This is a genomic window from Symmachiella dynata (assembly GCF_007747995.1).
Lineage (GTDB): Bacteria > Planctomycetota > Planctomycetia > Planctomycetales > Planctomycetaceae > Symmachiella > Symmachiella dynata.
Map to the genome: position 1 here is coordinate 1,888,101 of NZ_CP036276.1, position 20,977 is coordinate 1,909,077.

19 protein-coding genes are annotated in these 20,977 nt (G+C 55.4%); 14 read left to right on the forward strand and 5 right to left on the reverse strand.

Annotated elements, in window-relative coordinates; translation table 11 throughout:
• Window positions 1-56: 56 nt before the first annotated feature.
• From Mal52_RS07240 to Mal52_RS07250, 3 genes are all read right to left on the reverse strand, one after another.
• A complete protein-coding gene (locus Mal52_RS07240) occupies window positions 57-509 on the reverse strand; it encodes a hypothetical protein (protein ID WP_145375084.1) in 453 nt (150 codons plus the stop codon).
• A gap of 201 nt (window positions 510-710) precedes the next feature.
• Window positions 711-1,085, reverse strand: a complete 375-nt coding sequence (locus Mal52_RS07245) for a hypothetical protein (RefSeq protein WP_145375086.1) — start codon at window positions 1,083-1,085, stop codon at window positions 711-713.
• Between the two features lie 560 nt (window positions 1,086-1,645).
• Window positions 1,646-2,131 carry an MOSC domain-containing protein gene (locus Mal52_RS07250; RefSeq protein WP_145375088.1) on the reverse strand — a complete coding sequence of 162 codons (486 nt, stop codon included), beginning with the start codon at window positions 2,129-2,131 and terminating at the stop codon, window positions 1,646-1,648.
• A gap of 158 nt (window positions 2,132-2,289) precedes the next feature.
• On the opposite strand from Mal52_RS07250, the gene Mal52_RS07255 reads away from it, so the two are divergent.
• From Mal52_RS07255 to Mal52_RS07265, 3 genes are all read left to right on the forward strand, one after another.
• On the forward strand, window positions 2,290-4,620 hold the full coding sequence (locus Mal52_RS07255; protein ID WP_145375090.1) for a dienelactone hydrolase family protein: 2,331 nt from the start codon (window positions 2,290-2,292) through the stop codon (window positions 4,618-4,620).
• A 163-nt stretch (window positions 4,621-4,783) separates the two neighbouring features.
• Window positions 4,784-5,575 carry an aldolase/citrate lyase family protein gene (locus Mal52_RS07260; RefSeq protein ID WP_145375091.1) on the forward strand — a complete coding sequence of 264 codons (792 nt, stop codon included), beginning with the start codon at window positions 4,784-4,786 and terminating at the stop codon, window positions 5,573-5,575.
• 127 nt (window positions 5,576-5,702) lie between these two features.
• The gene (locus tag Mal52_RS07265; protein ID WP_145375093.1) at window positions 5,703-6,464 is read left to right on the forward strand and encodes an REP-associated tyrosine transposase; all 762 of its coding nucleotides are present in this window, start codon (window positions 5,703-5,705) and stop codon (window positions 6,462-6,464) included.
• Between the two features lie 145 nt (window positions 6,465-6,609).
• Here the strand turns inward: Mal52_RS07265 and Mal52_RS07270 are convergent, their stop codons facing one another.
• Window positions 6,610-7,581, reverse strand: coding sequence for an AsnC family protein (locus Mal52_RS07270; RefSeq protein WP_145375095.1), 972 nt, complete (start codon window positions 7,579-7,581; stop codon window positions 6,610-6,612).
• Between the two features lie 517 nt (window positions 7,582-8,098).
• Here Mal52_RS07270 and Mal52_RS07275 point away from each other — a divergent pair.
• Window positions 8,099-8,668, forward strand: a complete 570-nt coding sequence (locus Mal52_RS07275) for a sigma-70 family RNA polymerase sigma factor (RefSeq protein ID WP_145375097.1) — start codon at window positions 8,099-8,101, stop codon at window positions 8,666-8,668.
• Window positions 8,669-8,758: 90 nt separating this feature from the next.
• Here Mal52_RS07275 and Mal52_RS07280 read toward each other — a convergent pair whose 3' ends face one another.
• Entirely contained in the window at window positions 8,759-9,751 is a 993-nt protein-coding gene (locus tag Mal52_RS07280; protein ID WP_145375099.1) for a sugar phosphate isomerase/epimerase family protein, read from the reverse strand.
• Window positions 9,752-10,111: 360 nt separating this feature from the next.
• On the opposite strand from Mal52_RS07280, the gene Mal52_RS07285 reads away from it, so the two are divergent.
• The 10 genes from Mal52_RS07285 (at window position 10,112) to Mal52_RS07330 (ending at window position 20,729) form a co-directional block, all read left to right on the forward strand.
• Complete coding sequence (locus tag Mal52_RS07285) at window positions 10,112-10,876, forward strand: flagellar hook-basal body protein (protein ID WP_145375101.1); 765 nt, start codon at window positions 10,112-10,114, stop codon at window positions 10,874-10,876.
• 117 nt (window positions 10,877-10,993) lie between these two features.
• A complete protein-coding gene (flgG, locus tag Mal52_RS07290) occupies window positions 10,994-11,797 on the forward strand; it encodes a flagellar basal-body rod protein FlgG (RefSeq protein ID WP_231962088.1) in 804 nt (267 codons plus the stop codon).
• 35 nt (window positions 11,798-11,832) lie between these two features.
• The gene (flgA, locus tag Mal52_RS07295) at window positions 11,833-12,915 is read left to right on the forward strand and encodes a flagellar basal body P-ring formation chaperone FlgA (RefSeq protein ID WP_197534726.1); all 1,083 of its coding nucleotides are present in this window, start codon (window positions 11,833-11,835) and stop codon (window positions 12,913-12,915) included.
• Window positions 12,916-12,989: 74 nt separating this feature from the next.
• The gene (locus Mal52_RS07300; protein WP_145375105.1) at window positions 12,990-13,706 is read left to right on the forward strand and encodes a flagellar basal body L-ring protein FlgH; all 717 of its coding nucleotides are present in this window, start codon (window positions 12,990-12,992) and stop codon (window positions 13,704-13,706) included.
• Between the two features lie 90 nt (window positions 13,707-13,796).
• Window positions 13,797-14,960 carry a flagellar basal body P-ring protein FlgI gene (locus Mal52_RS07305; protein WP_197533763.1) on the forward strand — a complete coding sequence of 388 codons (1,164 nt, stop codon included), beginning with the start codon at window positions 13,797-13,799 and terminating at the stop codon, window positions 14,958-14,960.
• 68 nt (window positions 14,961-15,028) lie between these two features.
• The gene (locus Mal52_RS07310; protein WP_145375108.1) at window positions 15,029-15,406 is read left to right on the forward strand and encodes a rod-binding protein; all 378 of its coding nucleotides are present in this window, start codon (window positions 15,029-15,031) and stop codon (window positions 15,404-15,406) included.
• Complete coding sequence (locus Mal52_RS07315) at window positions 15,403-15,891, forward strand: flagellar export chaperone FlgN (protein ID WP_145375110.1); 489 nt, start codon at window positions 15,403-15,405, stop codon at window positions 15,889-15,891. Before Mal52_RS07310 ends, Mal52_RS07315 begins: the two co-directional genes overlap by 4 nt.
• Before the next feature lie 85 nt (window positions 15,892-15,976).
• On the forward strand, window positions 15,977-17,677 hold the full coding sequence (flgK, locus tag Mal52_RS07320; protein ID WP_231962545.1) for a flagellar hook-associated protein FlgK: 1,701 nt from the start codon (window positions 15,977-15,979) through the stop codon (window positions 17,675-17,677).
• A gap of 419 nt (window positions 17,678-18,096) precedes the next feature.
• On the forward strand, window positions 18,097-19,962 hold the full coding sequence (locus tag Mal52_RS07325) for a flagellin N-terminal helical domain-containing protein (protein WP_197534727.1): 1,866 nt from the start codon (window positions 18,097-18,099) through the stop codon (window positions 19,960-19,962).
• Between the two features lie 212 nt (window positions 19,963-20,174).
• Complete coding sequence (locus tag Mal52_RS07330) at window positions 20,175-20,729, forward strand: hypothetical protein (protein ID WP_231962548.1); 555 nt, start codon at window positions 20,175-20,177, stop codon at window positions 20,727-20,729.
• The last annotated feature ends 248 nt before the right edge of the window (window positions 20,730-20,977 follow it).

Here is a 20,977-nt window from a genome sequence, read left to right on the forward strand (position 1 = left end):
GGTAAGAGCGTAGGCATCTAGGATAATAATTGCAATCAATGCGTCGTTTTACAGCCCTAAGTCATAACCTCCGTTGAAGCCGCTGTCACAACTCCAGGCAAGACGAATAACCCCATTGCTTCGCCCCAGAGTCGCCCTCCGGCTGGATGCCACGTTTTTTCAACGAAAGCACCCTGAAGCGTCCTGAACTGCGTCACGAATTCCGGGCGGCCAACCCAATTGTTAACAGTAACAACCACAATGACATGCCCGGCAAGTGTGCCATCACTGTCCATCCCATCAACGTGGAGAAAGTCAAACAATCCATCGTCAACTGACGACATAAAAGTGGCAAGGTCGTGGCCGACGAAAAAATCGTACATTACAGAGTTGTGGTAATGCGAATATCTCGGTGCGATGGAAATCTTGTCTCGCTTGCTCTGAGTCGGCCACCAACTTGCCCAAGCAAAAATCAGCAAGCCCAAAATAGCGAAGACGCTTACCGCAACAACGCGTTCAGTCTCGGTCATTAAACATTGGCCGCATAAAGGAATCTAAAATGTCTACCATTCGTATCGTGCCGATGGACAGAATGTTTGCATGGAAAATAGCAATGCAAAGTTGAGAGCTAAGGCAACGTGGATTCGCGACATGTGGATTGAAACTCAAATTGTATACGTTGATCACTCACAATTCACGAAGATTCCCGCACGATCAGCCGTTTCCCCCGATCACACCTCAGGCCGACGCAACAACCGCGTCGCAATCGCTTCCGACCGTCCTCCCAACGCTGACAGCACCTCACGATACCCCAACAACGTCGCCAACAGCACCACCCGCTCCCAGGTCGCTGCCTCAGGGGAAACCTCGTCGGCGCGACAATCGGCGAAGAGTTGCACGACCAGCGCATCCAAAGCCTCGGTCGCCGCCTTGAGCGCCCAAGGCTCCACATCGCGCCCCATCCGCTCCAACAAGCTGCAAAAAATCGTCGCATCGCCCCGCCAAGCATCGGGCAACTGAGCATCGGTTGCAGCAGCATCCTCCCCCCGATGCAACTTCAAGCCCGCACCATTTGTCGCCGCACCATTCTCGCCCCCAACCGTCATCTATTCGCTCCCCCCTTTGAAATCGAGCCTCACACAAACGAATTGCGGTTGCGCACAAGATGGCGAGATAGGCTGTAGGGATTTCAAGCGTGAGCCCTGAGGGGACAGGTGTGAGTACCAACCAAGAGGGAAGCACGCGTTGTTTACGACGGGGTGGCAAGTGAAAAACCTATGTGCATTGAGGCTCGTTCACGAGCCTTCTCACTGCTCGGCTTGAGCCTGTGTGTCCATGGCTAAAGCCCTCACAGCGAGAACCTCCGTGGAACGGAGGTAGAATGATGAGAATGCCCCCCATAATCCCCGTCGTAAACAACGGGGCTAATACCGCTGCGCGGGAAGCCCGGTGAACCGGGCTTGCTGTACAGCGACAGTCCTTGCGGTCCGACGCAGGGTACTCGTCATTTGCCTGAACAGAGCCTTGAAGCTGTAGACTGTAGTCCATAGGGCTGGCAGATGATGGCCATTTGGAACGGCATTGAATTTACTGGCCACCGGCCACTCGCCACCGGCCACTTCGTCTGCCTACTGCCTACTGCCTACCGCCTACCGCCTACCGCCTACTAACCCTCCAGCACCCGAACCGCATCCCCCACACGCACCGTGCCCGCTTCAAGCACGATCGTGCAGATCCCGCCGTGCCCCCGCATAGCCGCATAACCACCGTCGCCAAGATTGTATTCCATTCGCGAGCAAGGGGCGCAGGGACCGGTTCCCTCTAGCACGACGTTGCCGATGCTGAACTTGCGATCCTTGAGCGCGATCAGGTTGATCCCTGATACGACAATATTTCGCCGCAATAGCCCGGGGTCGATTGGGTCGCGGCCCAAGATGGCGCCGATGAATGGCAAGTGCTCGTGCTGAATCAACGTCACTTGCCGTTTGGAATTGTCCCCTTGAGCATGATGCTCGCCCACAATGCCATGACCGACGACGATCTCGACTTCGTCCTTGGGTTGGATTGTCGCCATCCGAGCATCACTGATGCCGATCCACTCCACGCGTCCGACTTGCGGAACGTATGTTTTCAGGTCTTTATCAGCGGACATCCGGCTCTCTCCTCGTTCCATCGTCTTCGGTCGGGTTGGTGTTTCGCGGGCCAATGAGCCGCGGCGCTTGTTCGCTACAAACGGGATTCTTAGTATGACAAATGCGCCTCGGCGCGACAAACCAGTAACTAGGTCCGCCGCAGCCGGGTGATAGCCCCATGAAATGCTCGAAAACTCTGACTCTTTGTCTGTTATTCTCCCTAACCGCAGCGGCAAACGCCCAAACCGGTCCGCCGCTGGCGGGGACGAAACCGCTCCGGTTGCGGGGTGATCTTTCTCAACGGATGCGTGAGGGGATCGACAAATATCTCACTCGCGAAACGGCCGCCACTGTCCGCTCTCGTCAAAAATTCTGGAACCCCGATTATTCCTCCCGCGAAGCCTACGAAAAATCAATCGCCGCGAATCGGCGGCGCTTTGCGTATGACATCGGCGCCAGCGATGAACTTCACACCGTCGCTGCATTGGAGTTAATCGAAACGCTCGATCAACCCGCGCTCATCGCCCGTACCGACCAGTATGCCGTCTTCGCCGTCCGCTGGCCCGCTTTTGGCAATGTCTACGGCGAAGGCTTGTTGCTGGAGCCGTTGGCACAACCAATCGGTGTCGTCGTTGCCATCCCCGATGCCGATCAGACACCGGAGATGCTCATTGGTTCGGCGCCCGGTATCGCACCCCGATCGCAATTCGCCCGTCGCTTGGCCGAGCAAGGCTTCCGTGTGGTCGTGCCGGTGCTGATTGATCGTAGCGACGAATGGGCGGGCAATCCGGCGGTGATGATGACCAACCAAACACACCGCGAATGGATTTACCGCAGCGCATACCCCATGGGCCGCCACATCATTGGATATGAAGTGAACAAAATCCTCGCCCTGGTCGATTGGCTCTCACGGCAAGGCAAACCGGGCGATACGATCGGCGTTGCTGGTTATGGCGAAGGCGGGCTGTTGGCCCTCTATACGGCCGCCCTTGATCCTCGCATCGACGCCACCCTGGTCAGCGGATATTTCGATTCGCGGCAGGATGTCTGGCAAGAGCCGATTTACCGCAACGTGTTCGGACTGCTCCAGGAATTCGGCGATGCCGAGATCGCCGGGATGATTGCGCCGCGAGCTTTGATTGTTGAACATAGCATCGCCCCGGAAGTCGATGGCCCACCCAAGTTGCGGCCGGGCCGTTTGGAGTCAGCAGCACCGGGACGCTTGACGACTCCGACATTCGCCTCGGTCGACGCCGAAGTCGCTCGCGTTCGGACCCGCTTTCCCGCCCAAGCGGAGATCCGCCCGAACATCACTCTCATCGCGGGCAAGACCGGCGACCCAATTCCGTTGGGTTCCGACGACGCACTGTCGGCATTTATAAAAGCGCTGGAGATTGACCAACCATTGAGACCCGCAGGGAATCTCCCAGTCGATACCCGTAGCGACTTCGATCCCGGACCGCGCCAACAGCGGCAAGTCCAACAACTGATCGATCACACGATGCACTTGCTGGCTGACTCGCATCATGTCCGGGAAAAATTCTGGGAACCGATCAAACCAACGTCGATCGAAGATTGGCAGCAAGGGACCGCCCGCTATCGTGAAGCCATGCTGGAAGAACTGATCGGCCGTTTGCCCCCGGCGACGCTGCCCCCCAATGCCCGCACGCGGCAAATTGACGATCAGCCGAAATGGACCGGTTACGAAGTGGTCCTGGATGTCTATCCCGATGTGATTTGTTGGGGGTATTTGTTGGTCCCCAAGGACATTCAAGAGGGCGAGAAACGTCCCGTCGTCGTTTGTCAGCACGGTCTCGAAGGGACGCCAGAATCCGTTGTCACCGACGACCCCGACAAGCGCGACTCCCAGATCTATGGCTCGTACGCCGCCAAATTGGCCGACGAAGGCTTTGTGACGTATGCTCCGCACAATTTCTACGCGGGAGGCAATGAATTCCGGCAATTGCAGCGAAAGGCAAATCCGCTGAAAAATACGCTATTCGGCATCACGACCGTGCAGCACCAACAGATGCTGGATTGGCTGAGTAGCCTGCCGTTTGTCGATCCGCAGCGAATTGGGTTTTATGGGCTTTCCTATGGCGGAAACACGGCCACCCGCGTGCCGGCGATCCTTGAGCAATACGCCTGTGTGATTGATTCCGGAGATTTCAATGAGTGGGTAACGAAAACCGTCTCCGTCCATTACAATTATTGTTTCCCCCCGCTGGGCGCCTACGAAGTTGGCGAGTTCAATCTCGGCCACACCTTCAATCATTCCGACATGGTCGGCTTGATCGCCCCGCGACCGTTTATGGTCGAGCGGGGACACAAAGACGGCGTCGCGCCGGATGAATGGGTCGCAGCAGAATACGCCCGCGTCCGCCGCCTGTACGTCGAACTTGGCATCCCTGAGCGAACTGAAATTGAGTTTTTTAACGGACCTCACAAGATCAACGGCGTGGGGACGTTTGAGTTTTTACGGAAACATTTGAATTGGCCGGAGCAGTAGGCAGTAGGCAGTAGGCAGAAAAAGTGGCCGGTGGTCAGTGGCCGGTGGCCAGAAAAAAACGCCGTGCCAAGCAGCGATCATCTGCCAACCCTACGGCCTAAAGTCTACAGCCTAAAGCCTAACCACAGGCCTGTCACCTTTTTTAAAAAACGGAATCAACGCGATGCAACCTGCTAAAGAATTAATTGCGAAAGTCAATCGGGGCGAACTGACGACGGGGCCGCTGGTGATCGATCATCTCTGGCCTGGACTGATGGATCATGTGCTGCGTGCCGAAATGGATTACATGATCGTTTGTATGGAACACAGTTGCCACAACACCGAACGCGTGGCGGAGATGTGCGCGCTCGGTCGGTTGGCCAATTTTCCGGTCCTGGTTCGTCCGCCGAAACTCGATTTCAGTACGATCTCTCGCACGATGGATCTGGGCGCTTGCGGCATGTTGTTGCCGACGGTCGAAACGCCGGAGCAGTTGGATGTCGTCCGCGATGCCATCCGCGTCCCCCCGCGCGGCCGCCGCCGTCCGGGTGGAATGGGAAATCGTTGGATCAAGGATATGACCGCCGCCGACTGGGAAAAAGACGTCGAACAAGATGTCATCATCCTGCCGCAAATCGAGAGTCAAAAGGGCATGGACCACCTCGACGCAATCGTTGGCCACGAAGTGACCACCTGCGCCGCCATCGGTCCCTACGACCTTTCACACGACCTGGGCGTCGGCGCGCAGTGGGACAATCCCAAATTCCTCACAGCCCGCGACGAAATCCGCGCCGCCGCCAAGCGGGCCGGCAAAGTCATGTGGATGATCGGCGACGGCCCGTCCCTAGCTAAAGAGGGATTCACCTTTCTCTGCGTCGGCGAACCCTCGGTGATCCTGGAATCGGCGATGACACAAATCGTCAAACAAACCCGTGGCGAAGCGAGCGAAGAGTCACTGCGCGGGTACAATGCGTGAGGCAGTGGCCAGTAGGCAGTAGGCAGTAGGCAGTAGGCAGTAGGCAGTAGGCAGTAGGCAGTAGGCAGTAGGCAGAAAAAGTGGCCAGTGGCCGGTGGTCAGTGGCCAGAAGAAGGAGTGGTTGTTGGTGAGTGTGCGTGGGTGGTTTACGCCGGTTGACCGGCGTTTCCGCGAAGCGGTATTAGCCCCGTCGTTTACGGCGGGGGAAAGCTACCTCGCACAGGTAGCACACGAGGTTCCCGGCAATGTTGTGCGCGGGTCTCCCGACCCCGCACTGCCCCTGACCGAAGGTCTCCCTGCCCCCCCACCGCAAGAATACGAATCGGAAAGCCAAACAACTATGGAACGCTACCGAATTCGAACCGATGCCGTCGTCTATTTTGTGACCTACAGCATTGTTGATTGGCTCCCAGTGTTTGTTTCCGAGCAAGCATGCAAAATTGTGACCGACAGCTTCAGTTTTTGCCATGGCCAGAAAAACCTGCGCATCAATGCCTACGTGATCATGCCGACACATCTCCACGCGATCGTTTTTGATAAAAATTTCGATTCCAAGAGTTTAGAAAAAACTTTGTTCGATTTTCGAAAGTTCACCGGTCGTCAACTGAGCGATTACTGCATGCAACACGCTCCCCCATGTTTTGTTACGACCCTCAAAGCTGCGGCGAGCAAAGATCGTGAGCGCCGCTTTTGGCAGTCGAGCCGACATCCTGAGGCGATCGAAACGGAAGCATTCTGGAAACAGAAGTTGGACTACATCCACGAAAACCCTTGCCGTAAAGGGCTGGTCACTCGGGGAGCGGATTGGCGATTTTCATCCGCGCGGTATTTCGTGTCGGACGGACGAGAGAACGGTGATGTGGAAATTAGTGCTTTGGATTGGGGGTAACTGAGGGGCGTCTGTTTAGTCGTCCGGGAGACCTTTGGTCGCGGTCTGTGCGGGGTCGGGAGACCCGCGCACAACTTAGGGGAGACCCGCGCACAACATAGAGGTCACCCGCGCACAACATTGTCACCTGCGCACAACATTGCCCTTAGTCGCTCAGCCTTAACCAACCGACGTTCCGCAAACGCTCGAACTCCGCTTCGATCTCCGTTCCTTCGTAAAACGACAACCACCCGTGTAGCATCCGCTTTTCGCCGGGGGCGCAGTTGGGGAATTTGGGGTCGGAGTGTAAGCAGGGGCAGCGGGTGTTGCCCCAGGGGCGGTGGCAGTGGTCCCAAGCGGTGATGATCCAGCGGTCGCCCGCTTCATTGCGGGCGGCGCAGAATGGTTTGGAGAAGACTTTGTTGTCGTTGGTCTGTTCATTGAAACCGATGGCCGCTTTGAGCATTACACAGTTTTGCACGCGCAGGTCGCTGAGCGTTTCTTTGGTTCCGTTTTCCAACCACAGTTCCATTTTTACACCATCCCGGCCGGGCATGATCTTCGCACCAAAAGCAATGCCGTTGGGCAGTTTGCGCGTCATGTCAAACGTCCCATCGTTGCGGCGATTCCATTCGAGCGGTTTCAGCTCAATACCTTGCGCCTCCCAAATGGTGGGCACGTGCGTATGCGCCAGATAAGTCAGCCCCAGGTTCGACCAGATCGCTTCGGGAATATCGGCCACGACGTAGCTGTGATCGTCCCACGGCGTAAACACGCTGATCTTCGTATCGCGCTGCGGCCGAATTGCCCCTTCGAGAAATCCAATCCGCGGATGCCGTCCGCCCGGATAAGGCAACGTCAACAACGGTGCTTCGGCCCGACGCTGCGGTTTGGTCTCCGCTGAGATGCGCAGTCGCTTTAGAGATGATTGGATTTCCGCTTCACTCAGCCCGGTTGCATCAGCGATTTCCGCGTTGGAAAAATTGTGGTACCAGACCATATTCTGCAGCCAATACCTAAGTTCTGCGTCTCCAACCGGGGTGCGGAAATTCTCTGGGGCTGTCTCGTCGGCGCGAACGGGAGCAGCAGGGGCGATAATGGCCAGGACGACGCAAATGAACCGGAAATGGGTCAACATGGTTTTCCCTATGTGCATAAATCAGAGATTGCGGTTACCGTTCTTCGCAAGAATCTACAACCTGCGCGAATTGCCCTGGCGGCAAACTGACCGTTCGAATCCAAAAGAGTGGTCGACTTCCCGGCTGGCTGCCGACTTTATCCAACAGTCAACTGATGAAAAGGCGTAGTCCCCTCAGGGACGGCCAAGCGGGTTTTCGCTTCATGTAAGTGTCCTGAACAGTTTCTCGCTTATGGGAAGGTGGATGTCAATGTGGCACAACACCGGGAGATTCTAGCAACTGCGGGAAATTCAGTGCATTGTTGATGGCCACGAAGGAATAAAAGAATGAACATGCGATCAGTTCTTTGAGAATCGTCTTGCCTTGAAGCCAGATTCTCTTAAAATTAACAGTGGTATTATTCTAAATTTGGCCGCGAGGTGGTGAAATGAGTCACCGTGATTCATCTCCCGGGAATCCTTTGTTGTCGCCGTTTATTGCAATTTTATAAGTTCATTTTGGAGTGGAGAGCAAAGCGTGGCATTAACGCAAATTGATCGCACACTGCTCACCCGCTGCCTCGAAAAAGAGCCAGGTGCGTGGAAGGACTTTGTTGACCGATTTATGGGACTGTTCGTGCATGTCATCACGCACACCGCCCATTCTCGTAGCATCCGTGTTTCACAGGAAGACATTGACGACCTGTGTGCGGAAGTCTTCGTTACATTGTTGGCCAACGACTTTGCCGTACTGCGGCACTTCGCCGGGAAGAGCTCCTTGGCGACCTATCTGACCGTGGTGGCGCGGCGCGTGATTGTGCGCGAGATGTCGCAACGGCGGATGGCTCAAGCCATGGGGCACACACCGCCCAGCCCCGAAACCGTCGACCGTAGCGAATCGGGTGAGTCGGGACGTGTCGCGGATGAGGAAGAAGTCGAGCGGATGCTCGAAGGTTTGGACCCACGCGAAGCGGACATCGTCCGGCAATTCCACCTGGAAGGCCGTTCCTACCGTGAAATCAGTTCGGGATTAGGTGTGCCGCAAAATACGATTGGCCCCACGCTCTCCCGCGCTCGTGCAAAAATTCGTCGCAAAGTCGAACAATAATTCGGATTGTTCGCAGAACCCAATTCCTACACAAAAAAAGGGGATGGCTTTTTGAAGCCATCCCCTTTCTTATTTATCTTGCGGTTCACACTATTCTGCGGATGTTTCAGCAACGGCTGTCTCTGCTTCTTCCGTCACTTCCGGTGCGGCCGTGGCGGCGACTGCTTCAGCAGCTTCCGCGGCAAGTCGTGCTGCTTCAGCTCGTGCCGCTTCTTGAGCAGCGATTTCGTCTTTGCGGAACCAAACGCGGTCCAACGATTCAGAGACCAATTCCACAACGCGATTCTTGTTCAGCGTGCGGACGCCGGCAGCAAACGGCTCTGCGGTCATCGGGCCTTCATAGCCAGTATCGCTGATCGTCTGCAAGAACGTATCGATGTCAATCACACCGGTCGAACCCGGCAAACGACGGACGTTGTCGATTTGTTCGTCATTGGGAATATCGGCCGGCGCGTCGTTGACATGAATCGCGACGATTTCTTCAGCTTTAAGCGAGCTGAGGTCGGCCGCTGTTTCGCCCGCCATGTGCCAATGCCACGAATCGAGCAGATAACCCACGTTATCACGGGCAATTAGCTCTTTCAGTTGCTTCAAGCCAGCCAAGGAGTGGATGAATTCATGCTTGGCATCTTTGCGTAATGTGGGGGTTGCCAAGTATTCCAGTCCCAACTGCTGACCGCATTCGCCCACGACATCGGCGATTTGTTGCAGCCGGTTTTTGCTCCACTCGAGGTTTTCTTCCAGGGGACGCACATTGGAGGTCGGCGGCACGGCGGTCGTCACGCGTGTGAAACCGGTGTCCTGAGCCAATTTGGCCAATTCAGGCAGTTCCGCCAGATCCCGTTGGAATAGCGCTTCATCCTCGTCTTGCCACCGTGTGGGGAGCACCCAACTTCCGGGGGTGGAGTCGGCCGCTTGAATGATTTGCTGGCAGTACTTCAAGCCCATGGCGTTGGCCAGGGGGAGCACCAACTCGATTTGGACGTCAATCCCGCCAAATCCGTGCGTAATGGCGGCCTCAACAACCTCGGTCAAGGTTGCTTTTAAACCGATAGCTCGTGCACTTAGTGATTTGTACATCATGTCTCCTCAGTCGCTGACTGCGGCAGTGCCGCCGGTGTGATTTCTGTTTTTGGGGTCCGTATCATAGAAAAACGGTTCGAAAGTGCAAAGCTACCAGGGGTTTCCGTAGCTGATTGCCGGAGAAAAACCGCGATCGGGGTGAAATTGGCCCGGTTTCACTCCGTGCCCCGACCGCAGACCCAACTCAAAACCGTTTGGCAGACTTTAACGGTTAGGCTCAAGTTGACGGTTGTGCCGGTTCGATAGAAACCTCTGGTGGGGGGATTTTCGATTTTGACAGCAGCATTGTGTACCCAGGTTTTGGGATACCGGTGTCGCTGATTGGTCGGCGTACCCTGTCTCAGAGGCGGCGAATCTATCATGATCAACGGTTTATACCTCTCCGCTCAAGGCGCGCATACGCAACAAATCCGTCTGGATGTGGTTTCCAACAACCTGGCGAACGCGTCCTCAACAGGCTTCAAACGGGATATGACCGTTTTTGAGTCTCATTTGCCCTTTGATTTCGTCGAGGGCAATCCGAGTGATACTCCCGAGAAATTGGCCAACTCGTGGGGCGGGACCACCATTGCTGAGATCAAAACAGACTATTCGCAAAATCCGTTGCAAGCGACCGAGGGAACCTTGGACGTTGCCTTTGCGGGGCCTGGTTTCTTTAAGGTCGCCACGAAAGCCGGCAAGTTTCTGACGCGTGACGGAGCGCTCACGCTCCAGCAAGACGGCACGCTGGAAACCGCGGGCGGAGCGAAGGTCCTCAGTGACGAAGGGGGACCCATTACGGTCAATCCCTCGGAAGGGGAAATTTTCATTGGTGCCGAGGGAATCGTCAGTCAGGAAACCGAAGGCGACTTAGAAGAAGTCGGCAGGATCGCGCTGGTGGAACCGCGGTCGTATGAGACTTTGAAAAAAGTTGGGGACAACCTGTACAAAAACCTGGGCAGTGAACGACCAGCCGGGCCGGAAACTTCGCTGAAGCAAGGCTTCCTCGAAGCATCGGGGGTCAAGCCGGTGAATGAAATGGTGAACTTGATTGAAACCTCGCGGGCCTTTGAAGCCAATCTGAACATGATCAAATTTCAAGACGAAGCCCTGGGAAACTTGTTGAGTACGGTGCCGAGACTGTAGCCGGCGACAAACAACCATGAGTGACAAGATTTTATTGCGAAATGAGTCAGGAACGGTTCTGCGAAGATCGGTCGCACTGTTCACAGGACTGCTAAATAGATTTGGGGGAACCAAACCGTGTTACGAGCGTTGAATTCATCGGCGACGGGGATGCAGGCTCAGGCCTTTAACCTCGATGTGATCGCCAACAACTTGGCCAACGCGGATACGACAGCCTTCAAAAGCTCGCGGGCGAACTTCGAAGACACCTACTACGAGCAAGTCGTCTTACCGGGCCAGCAAAACGGCGTGGGCCAGCGGACTGCTGTCGGACAGGCGGTCGGCTTGGGAACGCGGATTCAAAGTACGCAGCTCGATTTTAGCCAAGGGGCTTTGCAAGCCACCGAGCGGCCATTGGACTTGGCGATTACGGGGCCGGGATTTTTTCAGGTCCTGGATCAAAATACAAATCAAATCATGTACACGCGGGCCGGCAACATTACCAAAAACGTGGATGGCCAACTGGTCATGGCATCGTCCGATATTGGACGCCCCTTGGATCCATCGATCACGATTCCCCAGGACGCGACCAACATCGCCATTTCATCCGATGGGGTCGTTTCAGTCTTGCAGCCGGGAAACCCCGACTTGCAACAAGTGGGCCAGCTCCAACTGTCACGGTTCATCAATCCCGAAGGGCTCGTGCAAGTCGGCGATAACCTGTATCAGCAAAGTGCGGCTTCGGGGACTCCGATCGTTGCCTTCGGGGGACAAGACGGGATGGGGGTTGTTCGTTCGGGCTTCCTCGAAAAATCTAATGTCGAACCGGTGAAACAACTCGTGGGGTTGATTCGCACGCAGCGCGCGTTCGAGTTGGCCAGTCAGGCAATTCAAGTCGCGGATGAGCAACTCTCGTTAGTCGCGAACTTGCGGCGATTTTAATGCAACTTAAACACGCGTCTCATAGGCACAGTCATATGTCCGTTGTGCGTCCCGTAAATTTGGCGATCTTTCTGCTGGGAGTCATGATTTCCCAGTCGACCGCTGGCGCTGCGCTGATTCATTTAAGATCGCAGTGCACCGCCTCATCGACGGTCGTGCAGTTGGGGGACATTGCAGAGATTCGAGATGCGGATCCCGCAACGGCGCAGCGTTTGGCAAACGTCACTTTTCAGCCCGCACCTGGTAGCGGGCGAAAAACTCGCGTGCGGGTTGAGGACGTCAAGTCGCGGTTGCAGGCGTTGGGCGAAAACTTGGCAACGGTACAATTCAGTGGCGCATCCATCGTACAGGTGCATGGGCCGCAACCGGTCCGGTCCGAAGCGGAGCCGCACGTCACCAATCATCAACTCAGCCAAGCCGAAAGGCGGGTGACCGGCGCGATTCAACAACACTTGGACAAGCAGGCGACCGGTGCGCAAATCACAGCATTGATGCTGCCGCGCGATGCAACCACCTTGTCCGACCTACTCAGTACTAACGTGGCCTATTGGGAAATTTCCGGCGGTCAGGCCCCTTGGACCGGTCGGCAAACGATTCAAATTCACGCCAGTTCGCCTGATGGAGGACAGGTTTTTGAAGTGGTCGTGGAGTTGTCCCCCAAGCCGCGGGCCTTGGTGTTGCGGCACCCTGTTTCGCAGGGGCATGTGCTTGGTCTTCAAGATTTGGCTTGGCTACCCGTGGCGGAATGGCCGCGACAACAGGCGGTTCTGACGGATCCCCGAGCACTTGTCGGCCAACAAGCTGTGCGGGCATTGCCTGAGGGGCGTCCATTGACGGAACGAGATATCAAACGGTTGCCGCTCATCAAACGCGGCGACACGGTGACGGTTTATTCGCGGTTTGGAGCGGTCTCAATCAAAACGGTCGCCCGCGCCGTGCAAGAGGGCGCCTATGGCGATCAAATCCCGCTCCGGACGTTGGAAGGCAATACAACGATCTTAGCCAAGGTGATTGATTTTCATATTGCGGAGATCACACCCGAAATGTCACAGCCGGATCATAACCAAGCTGGGTTGAAGGTGCGTTTCGCACCGGCGGCACGATACGGCGGTCAATAGCACACAGTATACACAGCGGACGAATCCTGCATATGGATTCGAAGTAACGATCAACAAGCAGGGAGGGCTTGGAGATGCGATGGATCATAGGATGTTTATTGGTGTACGGGGCGTTTCCGCTCACGGCGGAGGCGCAGACGACCCCCTTGGCGATGTTGAAGCGGCCCTATGAAAGCGAGCCGGTTCCGCTATTCGGCATCGAAAACCGACCGCCGCAAATACTCATGCGCAACCACGGTAGAAAAATAGTCGATAGCTCTTGGGTCTTAGCGCCGGCTCCGGTGCCTGAAGAGATCAAGATTCATGATGTGGTTCTGGTTTTGGTCGACGAACGAGCGGTGCAACAACAGCAGCGGCAATTTCAACGACAAAAGCAAGGCATCTATGCCGTGGAATTGGCCGACTGGATTGGCCTCGACAAAAAGGGAAATTTGGTCAACGCGGCCACCAATCAGCCGGCGGTCGAAGTCGAATACGAAAACCGATTGCAAGCACGCGGTAATCAAAATGTCTCAGAGTCGTTAACGTACCGCATCGCTGCCAGCGTGACATCGATTCGGCCCAATGGAAATCTGATCATCGGAGCTCGCAAGTCGATCATTACCAACCACGATGCTTGGGTGTATCACATGACGGGCGAATTGGATCCCAAACACATCGATGGCAAAGACACAATTAAGAGCGAGTACATCGTCAATCTGCAAATCAACAAACGTTCTACCGGCAAGGTGCGCGACAGTGTCAAGCGGGGTTGGATGATTCGCTTCCTCGATTTCGCCAGCCCGTTTTAATGCCGACAATGCCCAAGACTTCCTGCAACTGAGACGATTGATTTCAAAATGTTTCAGACGTTATCGCATCGCAAACTCGGAATTTCGAACATGAACACGCTCTTACGATTTGCCGGACTGCTCAGCCTGACGGCGTTGATCGTCTCGGCCCCGTTGTCGAGCGTCAGCGGAGCCGTACGTGTGCGTGACATTTGCACGATTTTGGGTCAAGAGGAGACACAACTGACCGGGCTGGGGATGGTCACCGGTTTGGAAGGCACGGGAGACAGCAAGTTCGGTCCCACGTACAAAGCCCTCCGCACGATGCTGGGCAGCCTCAATGATCGGGATCCGCGGAAAAATGCAATCGACATCAAAGGCTTGCTGGGTAGCAAAAACGTGGCCTTGGTGATTGTCTCAGCGACTGTTCCCGCGCGGGGCGTCAAACGGGGACAAAAAATCGATTGCATGGTGACGGCGGTCGGATCCGCTAAAAGCTTGCGGGGAGGCCAACTGGTGATGACCCCGTTGAGCGATGTCCGCAACGAATACACCATGGCGGTCGCCGCAGGGGCCGTTCGCATCCATGGCGAAGAATCCAAAACCAAAGGCAGCATCTCGTTTGGCGTGGAAATCAAACAGAACTTTACAGCGGACGTCATTTATGACATCGGCGACGGTGGACAGCGGCGACCGGGGTTTTACCTGCTGTTAGATCCTTCACGGGCCGGTTTTCAGTTAGCCAGCGTGGTGGCCGATTCGGTGAATGAAGATACCAAACAAGAAGCGGCAAGTTTCGGCCGTCGGGATATTGCTGATTTCGAATTGCAACAACGTTTGGCGCGTGTCCGTGACGCAGGCACGATCGCCGTTGCGATTCCACCCTCGTATCGCGACGACCCGGAAGCCTTTATCGCCATCGTGTTGGATGTGCGGATCGAGTCAGCGACGACCGAAGCCCGCGTGATCGTCAACAAATCGACCAACACGGTGGTCATCTCCGGCGAGGTGGAATTGAGCCCCGTGATTGTGACCCACAAAGGACTGAAAATCGAAGTCACCGAGGACGACGTGGCCCGCATCGATGCCTTTGTGGCGCTGGTCGATGATCAACCGGGGCAAAACGGCGTCGCCATCGCTTCGCAAGACAAAAAACTAGCACAACTGCTCGGGGCCATGGAACAACTCAAACTCCCCGCAGCGGACATCATCGACGTCATACTCAGCTTGGAAAAATCGGGCCGTCTGCACGCTCGAGTGATTGTTGTCGAATAAGCCTCGCGGGACTTCCCGGCCATTTACAAAACAAAAAACAAGTACGTCGTTCCCGAAAGAATTCACTCATGATTTCGCCTATTTCTTCCGGCATCTCCAACAACATTGCCGCCTCGACGCAACTGCAGCAAACACAGCAGGCGGTGCCGGACGAGAAAGCATTGGAAGAGAAGCAGGCGTTTCAAAAATTCGCTGCGGGGACCTTTTATCAAACGATGATCAAATCGCTCAGAAGCACCGAACGCGAAACCAAATACTTCAACGGCGGGCGAGCGGAGAAGATTTTTCAAGGCGAGTTCGACCAGCGGATTGCTTCGTCGATGGCCGAGGAACATGGCAGTCCCTTTGCCGGACCGTTGTTCGATCAATACTCCGCTATCCGGAACCGCGAGTCGATGTTAGCGGCGGCTGCTCAAACCACCAGCACTAGCGGAGCCAACCTATGAACAACCGATTACTCGAAGCGACCACGCTGTTTATGACACAGTTGGAAGTCGTCCAGGGCGAGCTGTCTGCCTTGATGGCCGAAAAACGGACGGCCATGACGCAGATCCAGGGCCACGATCTCGCCCGTATCTCGGCCGATGAAAGTGTGTTGATTACCCGGTTGCAAAAACTGCTGCGCGAACGGAATCGGATTTTAGAGTTCGCGCAAGAGCGAAATTTACCATCGCAGTCGTTGCTGCACTTGGTCAAAGCCATCGGGCTGGAGACGCGCGACGAGTTGATCGCACGGATCGAACAGGCGCAACACACAGCAGCGCAGTTACGGCACGAAAGTTGGGTGCATTGGATCATTTCGCATCGCTCATTCAATCATTACACAGAACTGATCGACTTGATCGCTCATTGCGGACAACCTTCACCCACGTACCACGAAGGGGATGATCAGTCCCACACAGGCGGCGCATTACTCGATGCTTCGATATAAATCTGGATGAATCTGTGGCGAATCGTCGGGTCTCGGCTGTGCCGGGTGGCGGTTTCACTTTACCAACGATAATGGAATCCCTTCCATGGGACTGAATTCAGCATTAGCAATTGCAGGCCGTTCGCTGGAGGTGTTCACCACCGGCATCGAAGTCGCCGGCAACAATATCTCCAACGCCAATACGCCCGGTTATATCCGTGAGCGGTTGTATCTCAATCCGAGCCAAGGGACCAAACAAGGAGCCCTGGTCGTCGGCGGCGGTGTGCTGGTTGACGGCATCCGGCAGGAGATCGACAAGTATTTGGAAACCCGCATTCACGCGTCTTCTTCTGATTTTTATGGCTCGCAACAACGGGAAGACATCTACAAGCAATTGGAAGCGACCGTTAATGAACTCAGCGACGGCGATCTCTCCACGGGCCTGAATGAATTTTTGGGAAAAATTCAGGACTTTGCTAATCAACCCGAGGTCAGCGCCGTGGCCCAGCTCGCGGTTCAGCAGGGGGTAGAATTCGCGCGGGAAATCTCCGAAATGCGGGCGCGGATTAACGACCAACGCTCGAGCCTGGGCGTCAAAGTGACCGACTTGGTGAACGAAGCCAACGTGCTGATTGATCGCATTGGGGAGCTGAACAGGAAAATCACCGAGACCGAAGCAGGCGGATTGCTTCACAGCGATGCGGGGGGATTGCGGACCGAGCGGTACAACGCAATGAACCGTCTGGCCGAAATTGTCCCGATTCGTGCAGTGGAACGCGAAACGGGTTACTTCGATATTTTCGTTGGCCCCGACCATTTGGTTTTGCAGGGAGAAGTGCAGCATCTAGAGACCGAAGTGAGCGTCGACCGCGAGGCCCAAGTGCTGAACGTCAAGGTCGAGGGGTCCATTTCCAATCTTCCCGGAACCTCGGGCGAATTGAATGGCGTGATCGACGGCCGGGATCAAATCCTGGGCGGCTTTATCGACGAGCTCGATACGTATACGCAAAATATTATCTTCGAATTCAACAAGATCCACGCTTCGGGGCAGGGGACCGAAGGATTCGATACGGTCACCGGGACCTATAGTGTGGAGGACACTGCTGCCAGTTTGGATGATGCTGGTTTGACCTTTGCACCCGAACATGGCAGTTTCGAGGTGATCATTGAAAACAAGCTCACCGGTGCCCGTGAAACAACAACCATTCAGATCGACCTCGACGGTATCAACCCCGGGCCGAATACCTCGTTAGACAGCCTGCGCGCTGATTTGGATGCCATTTCGAATGTGACTGCGACACTCACGCCGGACCGGCGCTTGGAACTTTCGGCAGGAGAGAACTACGAGATTTATTTCGCCAACGACGATTCGGGTACGCTGGCTGCATTGGGCATCAATACTTTTTTCACCGGATCCGGCTCGTCCGACATCGGTGTCAACCAAACGGTCCTAAATGACACGTCCAAGTTCGCGGTGACCCAAGGAGGCGGTTCGGGCGATGGAAGCAATGCACTGAAGTTAGCGAAGTTCATTGAGAATCCGGTCGAGGGGTTGGGGGGCGTGAATCTCAACGACTATTACGATGGGATGATTTCGGAATTGGCCCAAAACTCCGCTTCTGAAACGGCGGTCCGCCAAGGCTTTGAGTCCTTTCGAAATTCCTTGCTGACGCAAAAGCAGCAGTTTTCCGGCGTCAGTCTCGACGAAGAGGCGATCAAGGTCATGGAGTTGCAACGGTCTTACCAAATGGCAGCGCGGTTCATCGGCGTCATCGATGAATTGTTATCCACGCTGGTTTCGTTATGAGATATGGGCCGTTATGAGACACGGGCCGGAAAAGGGGGCCACTGGCGGCTTGTCCGCCAGAGCGGAATCACGAGATCCACAAGACACTGCTGGACCAGCCAGCCAGCAGAGGCACCCCACTCACCAGTGAGGTCTTGTTTTCATCGGGCTGTTCGCTTGCACGTTCCCGTTCGACCTGGGGGTGAAGTCTGGTATCCGCCCTTTTCCTATTTGAGACGCGTTAAACCGGGTGGTGTTGTCAAGATCTGCCGGTCCTGCCGGTTTTTCCCCAGCTTCCGCTGCAATGCGACGATACCGATGACACGGCGTTTTCGATTGTGCGCATCGACGATGCACGGAAACGCAGACGGAATCTGCTTACCCATACGGTAACGACGATGAGCCTTGGTCCAATACTATCTGGCAGAATTCCCAACGGAATGGTTGCCTCCCGGCTCAACTCCAATATTCAAGAACAAACGCGCATGCTGGCGCAACTGCAAGAGCAGATCTCCAGCGGAGTGCAGTTTCAATTTGCCAGCGAAAGTCCCGCTGCAGCCATACGGACAATCACGCTGCAAAAGACCTTGGAGTTGCAGGCGCAAAACCAAACCAACGTGCAGACCTCTTCGTCGTTGTTGGCAGCCAGTGATCAGGGATTGGCCACTGTGTCCGACGCGCTCAATCAGGCCAAAGCGTTAATCGTGGCTGGCATCGGTGATTCCAGTACGCAGGCCGAACGGGATGCCATGGCGTTGGAAGCGTCCAGCTTGAAAACACAAGTGCTCAACGCAGCCAACACACAATTCCGCGGGCGGTTCCTGTTTGGAGGGACCCAAACGGAATCGCCGCCGTTTACTTCGCAAGACACCTTCGTGCGTTACAACGGCGACCAGTTCAATATCAATTCCTATGCCGACAACAACTTGTTGATCACCAATAACCTGGATGGGCATTCCGCACTGGGAGCTCTGACCGAACCAGTCGGCACGGATATCGATCCGGTGCTCACGCTCGATACGCGGATCAGCAACCTGCAGGGCGGGCAGGGCGCCAACTTGGGGGATCTGACGATCACCCTCGACAACACCCCCGAGACGGTCACTGTCGATTTGAGCTCGGCTAAGACCATTAAAGATGTACAGGCGATTCTCGAAAATGCTTTCGCCGGACAACCCACAACGCTGACAGTCGCAATCAATGCCGCGCAAGATGGATTGGAATTGACGCCTTCGGCGGGCAACATTGAAGTGACTGAAGTGGGCGGAGGGACAACGGCCGCGCATTTAGGAATTGTGAGTGGCCCTGCAGCATCAGTCACCGGCGGCGATCTCGATCCGGCGATTACGTTGGGAACGAATCTGGCCGACCTCAATGGAGGGACCGGCATTGGCGCCACCGCTGGCAATGGTTTGTCAATCACCAATGGCTACAAAACTCAAGTCGTCGATATTTCGGCAGCGGTGACCGTCGAGGACTTGTTGAATACGCTGGAATTGGCCGATTTGGATCTCGATGTGGGCATCAATGAGTCAGGGACCGGCTTGGCGATTTCCAGCCGACTGAGTGGTGCCGGCTTTTCGATTGGTGAGAACGGCGGCCAAAACGCCACCAACCTGGGCATTCGTACGACGCTGTCGAGCACGTTATTAGCTGATTTCAACTTTGGGCAAGGTGTGCCGGTCGATGACGGTATCCCCTTAGAGATCCAACGACGCGACGGCACGACCTCCAGTATCGATCTGGCTGGTGCAAGGACTGTGCAGGACGTGTTGGATGCGATCAATGCGGAGCCGAATCTGACCGCAACGCTCAACACCGTCGGCAATGGGATCTCGATCGATGATACCTCTGTCGGCGGCGATCCGCTGACCATCGAGAATACACCCTTGGCCGAAGCGCTCGGCGTCGTCGGGACGGAAGCGACCGGTCCCGGCACTCCGCTCGTGGGCAGCGACACGAATCAGCGGGAAGTACAGGGAAGTTTGACGATCCTCTCCAAATTGGAAACGGCATTACTCAATGGTGACGATAAGGAGTTGCAGCGACTCAACGAAATGCTGGATGAGGAACTGCGGCGAGTGAATTTGGCCCGCGGTGATGTGGGATCGCGATTGAAAGTGCTGGATGAGGTCGGCAATCGTCTCGCCGACCAGGAAGTACAAATTCGCGAAACATTGTCGCAAGAATACGAAGTCGACATCGCCGAAGTCATTACGAACATCGCTCAATTGCAGACCTACATGCAGGCCTCCTATCAAATTTCGGCCTCAACATTGCAATTGAATCTGTTCTCATACATCTAACCGTCCGTCCGAAATGGCCTGCGGCGGTTGTTTCAAAAGTGCTCCCCTGTCGACTCGACAGCCCGCTAAATGCGATACCTGTTTTGAGAGCGATCTTAAAACACATTTTCTGGGAAAATGATCTTGTCGCAATGGGGGGCAATCGCGACACTACCGCCCCGAAAACCGAGCGCCTCTGAGCGCTGCGTGATCTTTGTGTTGGGTTGCCCCACATGTCCTGTCGAAAATTTTTGTTCCTGGCATTGATGCTACAAGCGTCCCTGACCGGCTGCGCGACGATGTCGCCCGTCCCGGCCGGCGGGCAGGTGTTTGTGCGCGGACAAAACGACGAGATGGTGTGGGAAAAAACGGTCGATGTGGTGCACGACTATTTCTACATCGAGCGTGAAAACCATTTCGATAATGTGATCGAGACACAGTACAAGGTCGGCGCCGGCCTGTTGGAGCCGTGGCAGCACGATAGCGTCGGATTCGAAAACCGATTGGAGAGTACCCTGCAGTCCATTCGGCGGAAGGCGTTTGTACATGTGACGCCGACCGGAGATGGGTATCTGATCAGCGTGCAGGTGTACCGCGAACGGGAAGACGTGGCCAGCCAATCGCAAATGTCGCCCGGCGGAGCCACCTTCCGCCAGTACATCCCGCTACAACGGGAGTTGGAAATCGATTCGACCGACATCGCACGTGGTCGATGGATTCCCCTGGGCCGCGACCCAGAGCTTGAGCAAGAGATGCTACAGTCTCTGCAGGTTCGCTTGTCCCGGTAGTCATCTGCTGGCAGTCGGAACATAAGTCCCAAACCGACGGCTTGCCGTCGTGCACGGCGTTGCTTCTCAAGCACGGTATTGCTTGTCGAGCAGAGTGACCAAATGATTTCCGACGTATAAAACATTCGGCCGAATCGTCCGCCGCCGATTTTCGAAATAGCCTCAGCACACCTGAACATCCATAAGCCTCTCCGTACGAAAATTTGCGGAGGATGCAAGGCATTTGAGATGTTCGTAGCACAGAAGCT

Excerpts from the sequence above, each read along its gene's own strand:
- Mal52_RS07240 (WP_145375084.1), bottom strand. The coding sequence starts at position 509 with ATGACCGAGACTGAACGCGTTGTTGCGGTAAGCGTCTTCGCTATTTTG.
- Mal52_RS07245 (WP_145375086.1), bottom strand. The coding sequence starts at position 1,085 with ATGACGGTTGGGGGCGAGAATGGTGCGGCGACAAATGGTGCGGGCTTG.
- Mal52_RS07250 (WP_145375088.1), bottom strand. The coding sequence starts at position 2,131 with ATGTCCGCTGATAAAGACCTGAAAACATACGTTCCGCAAGTCGGACGC.
- Mal52_RS07255 (WP_145375090.1), top strand. The coding sequence starts at position 2,290 with ATGAAATGCTCGAAAACTCTGACTCTTTGTCTGTTATTCTCCCTAACC.
- Mal52_RS07260 (WP_145375091.1), top strand. The coding sequence starts at position 4,784 with ATGCAACCTGCTAAAGAATTAATTGCGAAAGTCAATCGGGGCGAACTG.
- Mal52_RS07270 (WP_145375095.1), bottom strand. The coding sequence starts at position 7,581 with ATGTTGACCCATTTCCGGTTCATTTGCGTCGTCCTGGCCATTATCGCC.
- Mal52_RS07280 (WP_145375099.1), bottom strand. The coding sequence starts at position 9,751 with ATGATGTACAAATCACTAAGTGCACGAGCTATCGGTTTAAAAGCAACC.
- Mal52_RS07285 (WP_145375101.1), top strand. The coding sequence starts at position 10,112 with ATGATCAACGGTTTATACCTCTCCGCTCAAGGCGCGCATACGCAACAA.
- flgA (WP_197534726.1), top strand. The coding sequence starts at position 11,833 with ATGTCCGTTGTGCGTCCCGTAAATTTGGCGATCTTTCTGCTGGGAGTC.
- Mal52_RS07300 (WP_145375105.1), top strand. The coding sequence starts at position 12,990 with ATGCGATGGATCATAGGATGTTTATTGGTGTACGGGGCGTTTCCGCTC.
- Mal52_RS07305 (WP_197533763.1), top strand. The coding sequence starts at position 13,797 with ATGAACACGCTCTTACGATTTGCCGGACTGCTCAGCCTGACGGCGTTG.
- Mal52_RS07310 (WP_145375108.1), top strand. The coding sequence starts at position 15,029 with ATGATTTCGCCTATTTCTTCCGGCATCTCCAACAACATTGCCGCCTCG.
- Mal52_RS07315 (WP_145375110.1), top strand. The coding sequence starts at position 15,403 with ATGAACAACCGATTACTCGAAGCGACCACGCTGTTTATGACACAGTTG.
- flgK (WP_231962545.1), top strand. The coding sequence starts at position 15,977 with ATGGGACTGAATTCAGCATTAGCAATTGCAGGCCGTTCGCTGGAGGTG.
- Mal52_RS07325 (WP_197534727.1), top strand. The coding sequence starts at position 18,097 with ATGGTTGCCTCCCGGCTCAACTCCAATATTCAAGAACAAACGCGCATG.
- Mal52_RS07330 (WP_231962548.1), top strand. The coding sequence starts at position 20,175 with ATGTCCTGTCGAAAATTTTTGTTCCTGGCATTGATGCTACAAGCGTCC.